Origin of the sequence: uncultured Mailhella sp. (genome assembly GCF_944324995.1) — a bacterium.
Lineage (GTDB): Bacteria > Desulfobacterota > Desulfovibrionia > Desulfovibrionales > Desulfovibrionaceae > Mailhella.
Genome location: NZ_CALUYL010000008.1, coordinates 31,822 through 47,835 on the forward strand (window position 1 = coordinate 31,822; position 16,014 = coordinate 47,835).

A 16,014-nucleotide genomic window follows, 5' to 3' on the forward strand; every position below is an offset into this window, starting at 1 on the left:
TCGCGTATGTCCGCCTGCGTCGGCGGAGGGCGGCGCGAAGCGTCGCGCCGGAAATGTCGGATCCGTCAGATCCTGAGCCCGGAGCCTATGATCGCAAGATCGCTGATTTCTTCTCCGGGAGCCGGCGTTATTTCAAGCTGTCCTGCGGCGTATTGTACGACGCACGCGCCCTGTCCGGCAATGGAAATGATGCCCTTGGCCCGGCAAAGCCCCGGCCCGGCGTCGCGCAGCACGGCTGCCAGATCTTCGGCGGAAACCGGCCCTTCGAAGGTCAGGGCTCTGGCCTCGAAGCCTTCGTCGGCGTGCGTGACGGCGCGCTCGCCCATGTGCGCAAGTCTCGGCGCGTGGGAGGGCAGACGCGTTTTTCCGTGGGCGTCTATCCACGCGTCCAGCTCGGCGAAGGGAATGCTGCCGTAGTGCGCGGGCAGAATGAGCGCCTTGCCGTTGAGCGCCCGAAGCCGCCCGGCAAGCGCCTCAAGCGCCTCGGAGGAAATCATTTCGCTTTTGTTGAGAATGATGACGTCGGCCCGGCGCAGCTGCGCCTGCCGGATGCCCGAATCTTCGGGATGTTCGTTTTCGCGGCCTTTTCCGGCCAGATCAAGGGCGTCGGCCACGGTGATGACGAGCCCGGGCTCGACGAGATCGCGCAGGCCGCCGAGCGCCTCCATGATGTTGTCGGGATTGGCGAGCCCCGTGGTTTCCAGCACGAACTGTTCGGCGGGCATGGCCGCAATGATGCGTTCAAGTCCGGGGCGCAGACTGTCGGCCAGAGAACAGCACACGCACCCTTCGTCCAGGGCCTCCACGAGCGTGTCGCCCTTCATGAGCGCGGCGTCGAGCTCCACCTTGCCGAATTCGTTCTGAATGACTCCGGTGTAGCGCTCCCGGCCGTGCAGAAAGTCCAGCCAGCGGCGCAGAAACGTGGTCTTGCCCGCGCCGAGAAAGCCCGTGAGCACGTGCAGCACGGGGCGGTCGAGCTTTTCGAGCTCCTCCGGCCGGTGCTTTGCGGGAATGTCGTGCAGAAGATGCAGGCGCTCGCCGTCCAGAGCCAGGGACGGCCCGAAGGCGGCGGCGATGTTGAGAAGATATTCCTTCTCGTCGGCATCCTCCATGCTCCCGTCGGCGTGGAAGAGACGGCGCGCCACGGCGGCGGCTCCGCGGGAGACCGCGGCCTTTTCGCCGAGCTGTTGCTGCGCCGTGCAGGCGAGAACGGCGAAGAGTCGGAGAAAGAGGCTGAAGGCGGGAACGTCGCATTCCGGTTCGCCCGGACGCACCAGCCAGCCGTCTTCCGCGGCGATGCCGTCGGCGGCGATGACGCGGTGTCTGGCCGGAGCTTCGAGGGTCAGGGCCAGAGCGTCGCCCGCGAGGGAGACGTCGAGGCGGAGCTGACCGAGCAGGAAGGGAAGAAGTTCCCTTTCGTTGCCGGAAAATTCCCGGACGGCGTGTTCGTAGTCCGGGGAGAGGGCGAAGCGCAGGGCATCGAGCGGAAAAACGTCCAGCAGTGGAGACTGCGCCGGAGGAAAGACGTAGAGGCTGAAGTAGCCGCGAAGACACGGAACGCGGCCGGGAGTCTCGTCCCTGGTTTCGCCGTCGAAGCGCAGCCCGAACACGTTTTCCGAACCGGCGACGCGGCACGTCCATGCCGGATGGCTGGAGGCGCAGGGCCGCACGCCGCGCCAGCCGAGAGCCCGCGCCCTTGTGCGTTCAAAGTGGGCGGCCATGACCAGCGACGTGAAGATGCTGGCGCAGTCGGAATCGCTGTCGCCGAGAGCCCGGGGAAGAATGCTTTCCAGTTTCATGGCCGATCCTGCGCCGGAGCGCGCCTTCGCGCGCTCCGGTCGAAGGTTTTAACCGGGGAAGGTGATGATGTCGCCGTTGCCCAGGTAGTTTGTCGTCTTGGAGCGGAAGCGTGCCGTGCCCTTCACCACCGGGTATCCGGCGTCGACGAACTTCTGTGCCGTGATGAGACCCGTGCAGTGATTGCAGCCCACGCGCTGAAGATTCCACTTCTTCAGGCCGATGACGAGGTCGTCGTACTTGGGATCCCAGTCGTCGAACGGGGAGATGTGCAGACCGCCGTAGAGGCCGTAGAACTTGTCGTTTTCGTACTTGAGTTCCTTGTAGGCCGTGTCGGCGAACAGAATGATGCCCTGATGGCAGCAGCCCGTGATGCTCACAAGGCCCACGTCCTTCACGTTGCAGTACAGCGACATTTCGCCGTACACCTTGAAGATGATGGGGCATTCAAACTGATACAGCGCCACGCCCGGCTGCAGCGGATACAGCCCCTTCTTGACTTCGGTCCATTCGCCCACGTGGCCGGAATCCTTGAGGTACTGCTTGCCCTGCGGATAGAAGGTGTTCGGCGTGTACACGTGGATGTTGGGGGCGTACTTGGCCACCACGGGGAAGGCCCAGTAGTGATCCATGTGTTCGTGCGTCTGAATGAATCCGGCAATTTCGCCGTTGGCGAGCATGTTGTCTATGCCTTCGCGCTTGAAGCTTTCCTCCATCCAGTCGTAGTTCCAGCCGCAGTCGAACAGATACTTGGTCTTGGTGCCGTCCATGGCCTCGATTTCCACGAGGCAGGAGAATCCGCCCGCGTTGTCGGCGTCCACGGAGTTTTCCTTGGCGACGGCCCAGGCTTCGTGGAGCTGCCCCTTCTGAAGGTAGGGCTTGATCTTGGCCATGCCTTCGTCGTAGGTGCCCTTGCCTATGCCCTTGCCGTTGCCGAAGGGCGCCCAGTTGTAGGTGTACTGATCCACGAGCAGGCCGCCCGCGCCGGTGACGTTCTTCATGAAGATGCCGTTGTCGAACCAGCTGGTTTCCGAAATGTTGGTCACCTTCACCGACTTGCACACGCCGAAATCGGCCATGTTGCGTTCAACCTTGGGCAGGAAGGCCTTGCGCATGGGTGTGTAGGAATAAAGCCCCATGGCTCCAAGCGCGCCGGCTCCGATGCCGAGAGATGCGCCTTTGAGAAATTCGCGTCTGTTCATAAGGACTCCTACTTCACCAGTGTGAAGGTTGCACTGCAGATGGGCAGCAGCCAGACGATGAGGAAGTACAGGGCCACGCCGACGAGAATGCCGAACAGCAGGCCGGGCTTCATGGCGGGGTTCCAGGCGTGATCCACTTCGATGTGGCGCTTTTCTGCGGCGAGCTCTTCAGCAGTCTTGAATTCGCGCCGCCATCCGGGCCAGCCGTCCATGAACCACCAGTTGATGAGCCAGATGTCGATGAGCCAGATGGTGGGAATCATGGGGAACTGCTGCGGATGAGAGAAGCCCTTCTGCGTGCCGAGAATGAAGTGGGCGTACTGATAGTACAGGCAGTAGAGCACGATGCCGCCCACGATGACGAGGCCGGTGCGGATGAGAATGTTGACGGGAGTGCTGAACTTGGTGGGCCAGTTTTCGCAGTAGAACTGCACGAAGAGTGCGGGCACGAGGAAGAAGATGGCGGTTTCGCCCACGTGCAGCCAGCGCCAGTCGGGAGCGGCGTCGCGACGATGACCGCGGATGGCGTCGCCCCACACGAGTTCCTGCATGTACCAGAAGAACAGGCACAGCGCCCAGGCGATGACGATGATGCCCACGAACAGCGCGATGCGGCGGGGCCAGTCGCGCTTTATCATGGTGAAGGGATACCGTTCCCAGATGCCTTCCACGAACCACACCACCACGGTGCAGCACATGATCCAGGCCACGTGGAAGTTGGCGGACACGGTCTGCGCGAAGTCTTCCCAGTAGGGCGGGCAGATGGCCGTGAAGTACTGCCAGGGATAATACAGGATGCCCATGTGATTGTGCATGGTCATGAAGTAGATGACGAGACTGAGACAGAAGGTGCCGAGCCAGATGCTGAAGCCGCGCACGGGCTGGGAGGCGTTGGCCCAGGGCTGACCTTCGAGGGCGACCACCCAGGCGGGGCTGATCCAGGAGGCGATGACGGCGAACATCATGCAGGCCTGGGCCGCGTATTCGGTGGAATAGAATTCGGTGAGTCCGAGCTTCTGGAGCTGTTCGGGATTGAAGTAGGCGAAGGCGAAGTTGCCGAGCACGGCTTCAAAGAATCCGTGGATGAAGAAGATCATGGTGCCGACGGAAATGAGCGCCAGCACGAGACCCTTCTGCAGAGGATGGGCGTTGCGGATCCAGTCTCTCTTGAAGGGCCAGAAGTCGAAGGTGTAGGCCATCCAGATGAGGATGATCAGCCACCAGCGGCAGTAGTTGTAGCCCACGTAGGGGGTGTAGAAGCGCATGATGCCGCGCGGATCCTGAAAGATCCACCATGTCACCGCGAAAATCAGCAGCGTGAACGCCAGGTTCATGAGCGCGGGGATGGGGCCTCTCCATCTTTTGACGAGCTTGCGCTCTTCAAGATAAGGAAGCTGTTCCTGAGACATAGGTTCCTCCTTGTTTCAGTCGGGGGGCTTCCGCTGTTCCTCCTGAGCGGAGCCCGGGGTCCTACGCCCTTGAGCGTTCAGGGCGTCTTCGCCGTACATGGCCTTGACGACCAGCGCGGCCATTTCATTGCGCGACATGCCTGAGGTGTCACCTCCGAGTCTGGCAGCCTCCATGTTCAGCATGACGCCCGAAAATTCGGGGGGCAGCATGGACAGGTAGTCTGGTTCCGGCGAGGTCTCTTCCCCGTTTCCCTGCCGCGGGGAGGATGGATCGCCCTGTGCTGCCACGGAACGGAATATTCCGTGCAGAAAATCCTTCCGGCTTATGACGTTGCGCGTGCTCATGAGGCCTCCGTCAGCGTCCGGAGGGTGGAAAAATAGGCCTCGGCCGCAGCTTCGGCGTCGGCGGCGTCGGCGTGGCGCACGGCGCTCAGTATTCTTGCCAGATGCGCGAAGGCCTGTTCCTTCTGCTGCAGGTCGCAGGCGTTGAACAGTCGTATCAGCGACTTGCCGTCGGGCAGGCAGGCGGCCAGCGCCGAACTCACGCTGGCGTTGTTGATGAAGCGCGCCGCTTCCATGAAGAACTGTATGTTCGCCTGCGCGAAGGCCTTGATGTCGTCGTTGCGCAGCGCCGTGCCCGCCACGGGCAGAATGCGTTCGAGCCTGAGCACCTGCGAGGGCCGGATGACGAGCGACGAGGCGCGGATGATGGACGGTATGATGAGCAGACTGGCGTCTATTCTGTCGATGAGGGGGCACTGCGCGGGATGCTCGGAAGGCAGAGCGCGCACGCGCGTGCCGCTGCCGTGCGTGGTTTCGAGAATGCCGCGTCCGGCAAGGGCGCTGATGGCGGCCCGCAGAGTGGTGCGGTTCACGTGCAGCTCTTCGGCGAGCTGCCGTTCGGCGGGCAGGCGCTCGAACAGCTTCCAGCGACCTTCCATGAGGGCCTGTTCCAGCTGCTGCTCAATCATTTTCTGCTTGCTCATGCCCGAACTCCCGCGGTCATTTCGCCCTGTATCCATGATACTAGTTTTGCGCTGTTGTTCCAAAAGACTCAAGGCTTTTCAGAAAAAAAGAAAAAAAATGATAATACATTGAGTTAATGCAGAAAAACATGAAATAATGGTTCATCCACTGTTGCTTTTTCTCGATGAAGACAATTATCGGCAGGGAATTTTTCGCAAGCTGCCGCGCTTTTTCAGGCAAATAATAAAAAATGGTTCATCCAATTTACAATGAGGTCTTTTTTCCGTAGAGTGAAGAAGCATCTTTCAGCACTTCGCGGAGGCGCGCTATGGATTTCTCTCTTTGGGCGTCAGGTTTTCCCGGCTTGTTGTGGGAGATAGAACATCGCCGTTCGCGCATCCGGCTGCTGAACGACTGGAAGCTCCCTTCTCTCGGCGAGCACACGTCGAGGCTTCTCAAGGACGCGCAGTTCCGCAGGCGCGCGGTCATGAAATCGGATCACACGCTGATCGGCGAATTCTGGGAAATGGTCACGGGTCGTCAGCCCGCCATGGTGACGTTCCGGCTTGAGGGCAGCCCGCACCGCGCCTATCTCCTGCAGGGCTGGCCGGATCCGCAGGACGCGGGAAAATATTTCGGCATGCTCAAGGATTCCGTGCTGCCCGCCACCTTTGTGGCCAACGGCGCGGCGGGCACCTGTCAGCTGGCGCTGGGGGGCTCGGAATATCCCGTGCTGGTGCTCAGTCTCGATCAGAAGGAAATCGTCACCTGCAACGAGGCCGCGCAGACGCTCTTCGACGGCGCGGCCAGGGGTGGCGGGGAATTCATGCTCGAAGACATTGCGCCCGGCGAGATGGGCGAAACGCTGCTCGGCGCGTCCCGGCGCGCGCTGGAAGACGGCATCTGGGCCGGAACGCTCATGCTCCGCAGCGGCACGGGGAGCATACTCGGCTCGAAGGTGCGCGTGTCGCCGTGCTCCACGGGCGCGGACATCGTGCGCATCGCGCTGCTCAACATTCCCGACGCTCCGGCCGCCTGCGCGCTGTCGCCCAGCGTGGAGCCGGGCAGTTCGCCGCTTTCTCTTCAGGATGGGCTGGAGGAGCTTCTTGCCGCCTGTCCGGGCGTGGAGGGGCTCATGTTTTCCGACATTCAGTCTGCGCGGGGCAAGGTGGAAGTGTACGGCGTGGGCCGACTGTTTGCCTCGCTGGAGTGGGGAGCCGCGCACGCCTACGAGGGAACCATAGCCCAGGACATCGAGCGCTTCAGTCTGGAATCGCTCATTGTGGAAGACACGCTCGACAGCATCAAGTCCATCGACTGGGCCATGTTCATTCCCTGCGGCGTGCGTTCCTATTTCGCCAAGCCGTTCTATTCGGCCGAAGGGCTGCACGCCGTGCTGATTTTTGCGTTCAGTCAGCCGTCGCCCGGCGGCGTGAGCGAAGCGCCGTTCCGTGCGCTTTACGAGCCCTTTGCCTCGCTGGTGGCGCGCTGGCGCGCCGGGCGCGCCTGACGGCTCCGGAAAGCAGCCTTCCGGAAAACGGCGCGTCGGAAGCGGTGCCCCCGCGTATGGAGGCTTCCAAACGGCAGGGCGCAGCCTGCGGGTTATGTGCCGCGAAATCGGCGCAAGCAGGGGGTCGGCCGCCCGTGCCGCGGCCTTTCCTGAAAAATGCGCATTTTTTTCTTGACTATCGCGGCCCATTCTGGCAGAAATGACTCCGCAACGGGGATGTAGCTCAGTTGGGAGAGCGCTTGAATGGCATTCAAGAGGCCAAGAGTTCAATTCTCTTCATCTCCACCAGAAATTTCAAGGGGTTATGGCAAAGAGTCATAACCCCTTATTTTTTTTATGCTTCAGGTTGTTGTGGCAGTTTTTGAGGAAAAGAAAATTGTTATCGATTTTCAGGATATCGAACTCTCCCCAACTGAGCTGCATCTCCATTCCTTGATGCAGTAAAGAAAGTGTCGAAGCACTCTCAAAAAATGAGAAATGATAAAACAGCTCATGCGGGTTCATCATTTCTTTTGCTGAGAGTCTCACCTGAAACCAGAGGTCTGAGCAGCTCCTTTTTCAGTCTTGCCAGAAATCGTGATGCATATTCTTCCGCTTTCAGCCTGAACTGTTCCGAGAGTCACTCCGCCGAATTGGGGCAACTTCTGATGAGACAAGGGACATTTTGAAGCGCTTCCTGAAGAGTCGTTTTATCTCTGTGGGGCTTCTACGGGCCTTATTCGCATTTTTGCCAGTTTGGGAGGAATCAGGGCTGCATTTCCGTCATCAGTTTCCGTTGCAGTGCCGAGGGGATGAGGCACAAGGAGTATCGGCGGGCGCAAGCAATGGTATTGCCCGTTTCTTGCGGGTCGTTTTGGGGCAGGGCGATGACGGCTGTGCTGAATATTTACTGACCGGACTCTGCATGGATAAGCCGCGTTTCCAGTCCAATATACCCATCTTCCAGTTCGACTGGAGCAGTCCACGGGGCGCGTGAGCCAGATACCTTAAGCGGAAAGAAGACTACGGCAGAATTCCATGATCGAGTTGAGGGAGCATAGTCGCTGCCGATAAAGGGATTTTTGGCAGTCCTTTAGACGGGTTGAATCGTTGTTGGACGACGAGCATAGCGCTGGAGAGTCCTGTAATGCTTTCTGACCGTATCATGATAACACTTTTTTCTGTAGAGTTTTATCCTTTTTGTCCAAGAAAATGGATGTTTATGAATATTTAATAAATTATAGTGTTAATGAGAAACAATTCATCACGGTAAATACTTCCATTATGATAGGAATATCATCGACAAGAAGTTTTCAATACTTATTGTAGAGTCAAGTGGAATATGATTTTTTTTACAGAATAAAATACTAATAATGAAAGTAATTTTTATGAATAATTTTTAGCTGATTGATAAGAATACTGTGTCTTGAGGCGATATGTCGTACTACATAAGGGGGACAAAATGACGCTATGTAAAGATATTGTGAACCGTAATGGAAAAGAACCGGGCAGTATCAAGTAAGGAAACAGAAGTCATAATTATAAATAAAATCAATGAGATGATATTTATTATAGCTAAAGCCGGAAAAAATTCTTGACTTGAGAGAAAACGCATCTAGACTAGAAGCCTAGGCCATGCTGGTAGTTGGCCGTTGTTTTGTTCCTGCTGGTAGTGGAACTTGCGTTGAAGGGTGTATGTCGTCCTTTTTACGTTTACAAGCAACCCACTGATTTAGCAGGATTTTTTTATGTTCTCTCCTTTTATTCCTTCGTCTTAATAAGCCCCGTACCGGTTTGTCGCCGTTGCAGGGCTTTTCTTGTTAACTGTTTTTCTCCTCCTCTTTTTCTTCTTTCTTTTTTTGATTTCAGGAGATCATCATGGCCGATATACGACTTGCCAAGCCTGCCGCAGGAACTTCCAGCAACATCGTCTGCGCACCCGAGGCGCGTTTCATCTTTGATTTTCCTACCGATGAAGCCACGCTTTCCCGCGAGGGAGACAATCTTGTCATCACGTTCGAGGACGGAAGTACGCTTCAGCTCGTCAATTTCTATACGGCCTATTCCAGCCAGAACATGCCCACGTTCGAGGTGCAGGGCGCAGAAATTTCCGGCGAGGACTTCTTCACGGCCATGAACGAGCCCGACCTCATGCCTGCCGCCGGTCCCGGAAGGGCCGCAGGCGCGCAGAGCAACGGCAACCGCTTTCATGACTATGTGACGTCCGACCTTCTGGACGGTCTCGACCGTCTGGGCGGCCTCGACATCGGCTGGCCCGGCGAGGGCGTGAATCCCGACACCGACGGCGCGGCCACGGGGGATGGCGACATCAATTATGAAGTGACCCTCACGCCCGGCGACTCCGGCGATCTCGACGACGACATTCCCGTCATCGACAATCCCGACAATCCTCACGACGGCAATGCCGATCCTTCTGCCGGCCGCAGTGTGCTCAGCGTGAATGAAGCCGGACTTCGCGGCGCTTCTTCCGTCACGGCTTCCGGCCACATGCTGGTGGATGCTCCCGACGGTGTGGCTTCCATCGTCATTGGCGGTCTCGTGGTGTTCGATGGTTCTGCGCTTACGGGGCAGGTCGTGCCCACGGATGAAGGCTATCTGGAAGTGACGGGCTTCAACGCGGCCTCCGGGCGTCTGGACTACACCTATCATCTTACGCAGGCCACGCAGGAGCACGGCGGCGAGGGGGCGGACAAGATTGCCCACGACCTTGCCGTGACCGTGACGGACCGCGACGGCTCCACGGATACCGGCGTGGTGACCGTGGTCATTACCGACGACGTGCCTGAGGCTTATGATGACAGTGTTACGCTGACGGAGGCTGCGGCACAGACGGGTGGCAGCGGTGATAGCGTGCTGGAAAACGACGTGTTCGGCGCGGATGCCCCTGCGAACAAGACGGTGACGTCAATTGAAGGTGGAACGCTGGGCCAGCCCGTGCAGGGTAAGTTCGGCACGCTGATGCTGAACGCGGACGGCACCTATACCTACAAGCTTGGCGAAAAGGTGAATGTGCCGAATGGCGAGAGCTGGGAGGAAAACTTCACCTACACCATCACGGATGCGGACGGTGATACGTCGGAGGCGACGCTGACCATCACCATCAAGGGGGATGAGAACGAGCCCGAGGTAACACCTGCAGAGAACGAAGCCAAGATCGTGGTGGACGAAGGCGCCCTTCCCGACGGTTCCGGTCAGCATACGGCCCATGACTTTTTCGGCACTGGTTCCTTTACCGTGAATTTGAACGGCGAAGACGGCACCGTTACGCTGAAGTACGGCACAGGGAAGAATGCACCAACCATTACTGTGAGCCTGATCAACGGCGAAGATTTCGAAACGAATTGGCTTTCCGACAACACAACACTGACGGTGAACGGCGTCGAGGTGGAGGTGACGGGCGCCACGCAGGATGACAAGACCGGTAAGTGGACTGTTAACTACACCTATGAACTCACCGGCAATCAGACGCATACTACGGATAAGGGGGCAACGGGTGGAGCTGGAAATACCGGAGCAGACGATAGCCTTAACGGTACCATCGGCATTACGGTAACGGATGCTACCGGCGATACGTCTACCGGCTCGTTGACGGTGACGGTGCATGACGACGGGCCGGTGGTGGAAGCGGATACGATCAGCTTTGGTGAACGTGAAGCGCAGGGCGGAGCTTCTGACGAAAATCTGCCCAACGTGCTGGCCAATGACCAGTTCGGAGCGGACGATACGGTTTCCACGCATATGGTGGCGGGTGTGTCTGCCGGTGTGCAGACTGGAGAACTGGCTTCTGGCACCGGCACCGCAGTTGAAGGCGAGTACGGCTATCTGACGCTGAAAGCAGATGGAACGTACACCTATACGCTGAAGACGAATCCCGAGACCGGAAAGCCGATAGACATCACGAGCGATGTTCAGGATGTGTTCAGCTATACGATAAAGGACAGTGACGGCGACTGGTCGACGACGACCATCACGGTGAACGTGTCAGCAGATACGCAGAAACCGAGCGTCACGATTCCGACTGTCGGCAGTGACGCCACGACGGTGTATGAATCCTCTCTGGACGAGAGTGCGGATCAGCCTGCGGGCAGTGACTCCGGATCGTCCAATGACAGGACTTCCGGTGAGATCAAGCTGGCTCTGAACGGCGAGAGCGGAACGCTGACCATCGGCGGCAAGACTATCGAGCTGGATGCCACTGGCACTGCGACCAACCTTACGGAATCCAACAACACCATTACGACCGATCACGGCACGCTGACGATCACGTCCATAGCAAACGGTACGGTGAAATACGAGTATCAGCTGGACGGAGCGCAGGAGCATGCCGCCGTGCAGGGAGCCAATGAGCTGAAGGATGAAATCGCCATCAGCGTGACGGACCAGACGGGTGACACAGCAGACGGCACTCTGACCATCACCATCGTGGACGACGTGGCGACGGCGAAAGCGGATACGATCAGCTTTGGTGAACGTGAAGCGCAGGGCGGAGCTTCTGACGAAAATCTGCCCAACGTGCTGGCCAATGACCAGTTCGGAGCGGACGATACGGTTTCCACGCATATGGTGGCGGGTGTGTCTGCCGGTGTGCAGACTGGAGAACTGGCTTCTGGCACCGGCACCGCAGTTGAAGGCGAGTACGGCTATCTGACGCTGAAAGCAGATGGAACGTACACCTATACGCTGAAGACGAATCCCGAGACCGGAAAGCCGATAGACATCACGAGCGATGTTCAGGATGTGTTCAGCTATACGATAAAGGACAGTGACGGCGACTGGTCGACGACGACCATCACGGTGAACGTGTCAGCAGATACGCAGAAACCGAGCGTCACGATTCCGACTGTCGGCAGTGACGCCACGACGGTGTATGAATCCTCTCTGGACGAGAGTGCGGATCAGCCTGCGGGCAGTGACTCCGGATCGTCCAATGACAGGACTTCCGGTGAGATCAAGCTGGCTCTGAACGGCGAGAGCGGAACGCTGACCATCGGCGGCAAGACTATCGAGCTGGATGCCACTGGCACTGCGACCAACCTTACGGAATCCAACAACACCATTACGACCGATCACGGCACGCTGACGATCACGTCCATAGCAAACGGTACGGTGAAATACGAGTATCAGCTGGACGGAGCGCAGGAGCATGCCGCCGTGCAGGGAGCCAATGAGCTGAAGGATGAAATCGCCATCAGCGTGACGGACCAGACGGGTGACACAGCAGACGGCACTCTGACCATCACCATCGTGGACGACATCCCCACCATCTCCAATTCCGACATGGTCACGTCGGTTTTCCCCGGCGATTCGGGGGATAATCTGGCCGATGGTACGAAGTTCTCGTTTACGACGGGAGACAGAGAGAAAGATCAGCTGTTGGCAGGTCAGACAATTTCGCAGGGAACCGAGCTTGACGGCTGGGACGGCGTGAAGATGTATGCCGGAAAGGTGACCTACACCACAGATGACAAAGGGAATACTGTAATCAAGGAAAATGGCCTTGATATCGATGCTCGTTATGAATTGCAGTACAGCACTTATCCAAACAGCAACGAGAAGCCCGCATCGGACTGGGGCCTCATGGTCAGCAGCCCGGATGATGCTCAAGCATGGGAAATCAATGTTTCCAAGGATGGTAAAACCAGTGAAGCCGTGGTGTTCGATCTTGGCGGTAAGCTGGCCTACGGCGTGACCATCGACTTCGGGGCATTCTATCTTGGCGGTGAAGACGCCCAATATGACCATGTCTCTGAAGAAGCGCTGGTCACCTTCTACCGTGACGGCCAGATCGTAGGCAGCACGTTGGTGTACGGACAGTCTTCCAATGGAAAGTATACCCTTAATTCTTCGGATGTGGTGCTGGGCGGCTTCGACAAGGTTGTCATCTCCGCTGTGGATAACAAGACCCCCGACTATCGGGATGAATTGAGTGACTTCACCATTCAGGGCATTGATTTCATCACCAAGAGCGAAGATCCCATCATCGTCAGCGACGGCACTGTGACGGCTGAGTCTGGAGCAGACGGCTTTGCCGACGACTATGAAAACAGCTATGTCCATTTCGACCTGGAAGGCATGGTGGGCGGCAAGTTGAATGAAGACGGTACCGGCACTATCACGGTTCTGGTAGATGGGAATCCACAGACGGTAAAGCTGGAACTTAACGAAGGCTCTTCCGGTGAATCCATTCTCATCGGCACGATGTCAGACGGCAAACAGCTCTTCACCGCCACGCTGGACAAGGACGGCCACTGGACCATGGAACAGTATCAGCAGTTCCGGGTTCCCGGTGAAGATGGGCAGGAGTCCAATACGTTCGAGCTCATCTTCAAGACGGAAGATGCCGACGGCGACATTGCTTCGACAACCGTCGACGTGCCTCTGGAGATTGTCGAGCAACAGGTGAACAGTGACAATGCCGTCATCGGCAACGGCAACGATACCATTGTCATTATGGACAGTGAAGGCGTGGCCGGAACCGTGGCCGCAGGCGACACCGGCGGCATGGTGGAAGGCCAGCAGGTTGAAGCCAACTACAACGTCTGCTTCATTTTGGATAAATCCAAGAGTATGAATGAGAATATAGGAAATTTCGGCAGTCCTACGAGAGCAGAGGCTGCCAGAGACAGTATTTTGAATTTTATTGGAGGTATTGCAGATACTGATTTTACCGGAAGTGTGACTATCTCGATTATTCCTTTTGCGGAGAGGGCTGGTGACTCTATTGAGATATCCATTACTAAAAATGCAGAAGGCGTTACTTATAGATATAATGGATGGTCCTATACCAGTTTTGAAGAAGGATGGAATAGCCTGCACGATCAACTGGCGAATGCCATGGATGGCGCTTCCGTCGGTAGCAACATCGTTACCGATTATGAACCTGCTTTTGAGGCAGCAGCAGACTGGTATGATTCCCTTGCTTCTAGTGTTGAAAACGCCACGAAGAATATCACCTACTTCCTGACAGATGGTCGTCCTGCGGGAGAAGGAACGGATAATGCTTATAAGGACGATTATGAAAGAGCATGGGAGGCGTATAATAAGTTGCTGAATTCGCTTGGCGACAGCAATAATGATATCCACGCCATTGGTTTTGGCAGCGATTTGTCAGAAACGGACATGGAAAATCTTGCCATGTTTGACAATACTCCCAAAGCTGAGGGTGATGCCAGTGTTGCCAGCGGAGGCTTTGCAGCAGCCGACGGCGTGTATGCTCCTGAAAGTGGACAGACTACATACGAGAAGGTAGACGCTGCCAATATTGATACTCAGAAAAGTTATTATGTGCAGGATAATGGCGCATGGCATTTGGTTACATATGAAAACGTCGGTCAGTGGTGGTCGCACTGGGAGTGGGGGTATACGAACAATTACGGACAGTGGCAAGAAACTCCATTTAGCGGAAATGATAGATATGATTTTTACGAGGTAGCCATAAATAGTACTATTTCCGGCGGTACCAGCCAGCAGGTGACGGATTCCGACAGCCTGACCGCTGCCTTTGAAAACGGCTTCAAGCCCGGTGATCTGGTGGATGCCGGAAGCGATACCATTACGGCGGAAAGCTCCACCTCGTCCGGCATCATTTACGGCGACGTGATGAATACCGACGCACTGCGGTATGAGCTGGCCAACTCCGGAATTGATACGGCTCTTATTGCCACGCTTCCCGACTACGGCTCCGGCTCCGCGGTCTTCCAGTGGCTGGAAAACAACGCCTCCAGCCTGACCGGTACCGAGTTTGCAGGCTGGACGCATGATGACACCGTGAAGTACATGCTGGAGCATCATGAGGAGCTCGGGTACGAAACTGTCATACAGACCACAGAAGAAGGGCAGACGAACTTCTTCCTGGTGGATCTTGACGGCAACGTGCTGAATATGAACGGTACGGCTGCGAACGTTGCGGCAGACAGTCTCACTGGACGCGGCGGCGGTGACGACACCATCATCGGTTCCGAGGCCGGAGACATCATGTTCGGTCAGGAAGGCAATGACCTGATGTTCGGAGATGGTCATTCCGGTAGTGGTGCGGATCAGACTTCTGTGCATGACACCGTCACCAAGGCGCTTGGTCTCGATGAGGGTGCCGGTGCGGAGCTGATTGCGGATACCATTGAGGGTTTGAACACGGGTGAGCTCAGTGACTTCATCAGCAAGGTAGAAGGCACAGACTCTGACGGCAGTGATCACCTGTTCGGAGGTTCCGGAGATGACGTCATCTTCGGCATGGGCGGTGATGATTATATAGTCGGCGGGGCAGGTGAAGACATAGTCTTCGCCGGATCGGGCAACGATATCATAGTCTATGACGGCAACGACTACCTCATCGACGGCGGCAGCGGACTGGATGTCATGCTCGGCGATTCGGGCACGCCTTCTCTGAATGACCTTCTTGGTCAGACACAAAAGGAGGACGGTAAGCCTCTTGTGAACGATGTGGAAGTGCTGATCAGGGGAGACAACCTCAGTCTGACCAGCATGGAAGATTTGAGCAAGCTCGGCATTACCATTACGCACGAGGAAAACGGCAGCGACAGGATAGAACTCGGCGAAGACTGGAAGCCTACCACTACTGGTACTGAGAACGGCATTGTCTCCTATACAAACGGCGGTCTCACAGTGGAAATTGACACCAGTGTCATGACCCAGCCGAGCGATGCCGAGGTTCAGCAGGCCGTCTTCATTCTCAACAATACCCAGGGCTAACCTTTGACCAGCAGGGCTGTCGGTAACGCTTTCGGCTGAACCGATGGCCCTGTTTTCATCTCTTTTTCCCGCCACGAGCGGTTGGCCTTTAAAAAAGAAAATGCGATGCAGCGGCACAGCGCCATCCGGCCAAAATTGAGTGGGAAAACAGCGTTTTTCCGCAAAACGACAGGCCGTATGGTTTGAAACGCAAAGGGGTTCAACCTGAACATGCTCGTGGACGGAAAACAGGTGGGGCAAAAGGCGGGAGCAATTTTCGCGTAAAGGAGCTGTGCTGTTGCAATTTGTTTTATGAGGTGCTTAAAATGCATGGCTTTCACTGCAAAAAAGAACGTAATTATTGTATATAAAAGTATATTATGATAAAAATGTGACGATAAAAACGAGCTTGATGAAGATATGCAAAATGTAATACCATACC

Annotated in this window: 8 protein-coding genes and 1 tRNA gene; 3 read left to right on the forward strand and 6 right to left on the reverse strand. The window is 56.6% G+C overall.

Annotation, left to right across the window (positions count from 1 at the left end; genetic code table 11):
• Nucleotides 1-65 precede the first annotated feature (65 nt).
• Genes Q0K02_RS05065 through Q0K02_RS05085 form a run of 5 tightly spaced genes read right to left on the reverse strand, consistent with a single transcriptional unit; the run spans nucleotide 66 to nucleotide 5,394 of the window.
• Nucleotides 66-1,799, reverse strand: a complete 1,734-nt coding sequence (locus Q0K02_RS05065) for a CobW family GTP-binding protein (protein WP_294485632.1) — start codon at nucleotides 1,797-1,799, stop codon at nucleotides 66-68.
• A 48-nt stretch (nucleotides 1,800-1,847) separates the two neighbouring features.
• Nucleotides 1,848-2,999 carry a twin-arginine translocation signal domain-containing protein gene (locus Q0K02_RS05070; RefSeq protein ID WP_294485633.1) on the reverse strand — a complete coding sequence of 384 codons (1,152 nt, stop codon included), beginning with the start codon at nucleotides 2,997-2,999 and terminating at the stop codon, nucleotides 1,848-1,850.
• A gap of 8 nt (nucleotides 3,000-3,007) precedes the next feature.
• On the reverse strand, nucleotides 3,008-4,408 hold the full coding sequence (locus tag Q0K02_RS05075) for a hypothetical protein (protein ID WP_294485636.1): 1,401 nt from the start codon (nucleotides 4,406-4,408) through the stop codon (nucleotides 3,008-3,010).
• 15 nt (nucleotides 4,409-4,423) lie between these two features.
• A complete protein-coding gene (locus Q0K02_RS05080) occupies nucleotides 4,424-4,753 on the reverse strand; it encodes a hypothetical protein (protein WP_294485638.1) in 330 nt (109 codons plus the stop codon).
• A complete protein-coding gene (locus Q0K02_RS05085; protein WP_294485640.1) occupies nucleotides 4,750-5,394 on the reverse strand; it encodes a GntR family transcriptional regulator in 645 nt (214 codons plus the stop codon). Before Q0K02_RS05085 ends, Q0K02_RS05080 begins: the two co-directional genes overlap by 4 nt.
• Before the next feature lie 308 nt (nucleotides 5,395-5,702).
• Here Q0K02_RS05085 and Q0K02_RS05090 point away from each other — a divergent pair, with 308 nt between their 5' ends.
• From Q0K02_RS05090 to Q0K02_RS05100, 3 genes are all read left to right on the forward strand, one after another.
• The gene (locus Q0K02_RS05090) at nucleotides 5,703-6,884 is read left to right on the forward strand and encodes a hypothetical protein (RefSeq protein WP_294485642.1); all 1,182 of its coding nucleotides are present in this window, start codon (nucleotides 5,703-5,705) and stop codon (nucleotides 6,882-6,884) included.
• A 212-nt stretch (nucleotides 6,885-7,096) separates the two neighbouring features.
• Nucleotides 7,097-7,172, forward strand: a tRNA-Ala gene (locus Q0K02_RS05095).
• Between the two features lie 1,569 nt (nucleotides 7,173-8,741).
• The gene (locus Q0K02_RS05100) at nucleotides 8,742-15,593 is read left to right on the forward strand and encodes a VCBS domain-containing protein (protein WP_294485644.1); all 6,852 of its coding nucleotides are present in this window, start codon (nucleotides 8,742-8,744) and stop codon (nucleotides 15,591-15,593) included.
• Here Q0K02_RS05100 and Q0K02_RS05105 read toward each other — a convergent pair.
• Complete coding sequence (locus Q0K02_RS05105) at nucleotides 15,590-15,904, reverse strand: hypothetical protein (RefSeq protein WP_294485646.1); 315 nt, start codon at nucleotides 15,902-15,904, stop codon at nucleotides 15,590-15,592. The genes Q0K02_RS05100 and Q0K02_RS05105 overlap by 4 nt on opposite strands.
• Nucleotides 15,905-16,014 lie beyond the last annotated feature (110 nt).

Coding starts and splice junctions, on each gene's coding strand:
- Q0K02_RS05065 (WP_294485632.1), bottom strand. CDS start 1,799: ATGAAACTGGAAAGCATTCTTCCCCGGGCTCTCGGCGACAGCGATTCC.
- Q0K02_RS05070 (WP_294485633.1), bottom strand. CDS start 2,999: ATGAACAGACGCGAATTTCTCAAAGGCGCATCTCTCGGCATCGGAGCC.
- Q0K02_RS05075 (WP_294485636.1), bottom strand. CDS start 4,408: ATGTCTCAGGAACAGCTTCCTTATCTTGAAGAGCGCAAGCTCGTCAAA.
- Q0K02_RS05080 (WP_294485638.1), bottom strand. CDS start 4,753: ATGAGCACGCGCAACGTCATAAGCCGGAAGGATTTTCTGCACGGAATA.
- Q0K02_RS05085 (WP_294485640.1), bottom strand. CDS start 5,394: ATGAGCAAGCAGAAAATGATTGAGCAGCAGCTGGAACAGGCCCTCATG.
- Q0K02_RS05090 (WP_294485642.1), top strand. CDS start 5,703: ATGGATTTCTCTCTTTGGGCGTCAGGTTTTCCCGGCTTGTTGTGGGAG.
- Q0K02_RS05100 (WP_294485644.1), top strand. CDS start 8,742: ATGGCCGATATACGACTTGCCAAGCCTGCCGCAGGAACTTCCAGCAAC.
- Q0K02_RS05105 (WP_294485646.1), bottom strand. CDS start 15,904: ATGCATTTTAAGCACCTCATAAAACAAATTGCAACAGCACAGCTCCTT.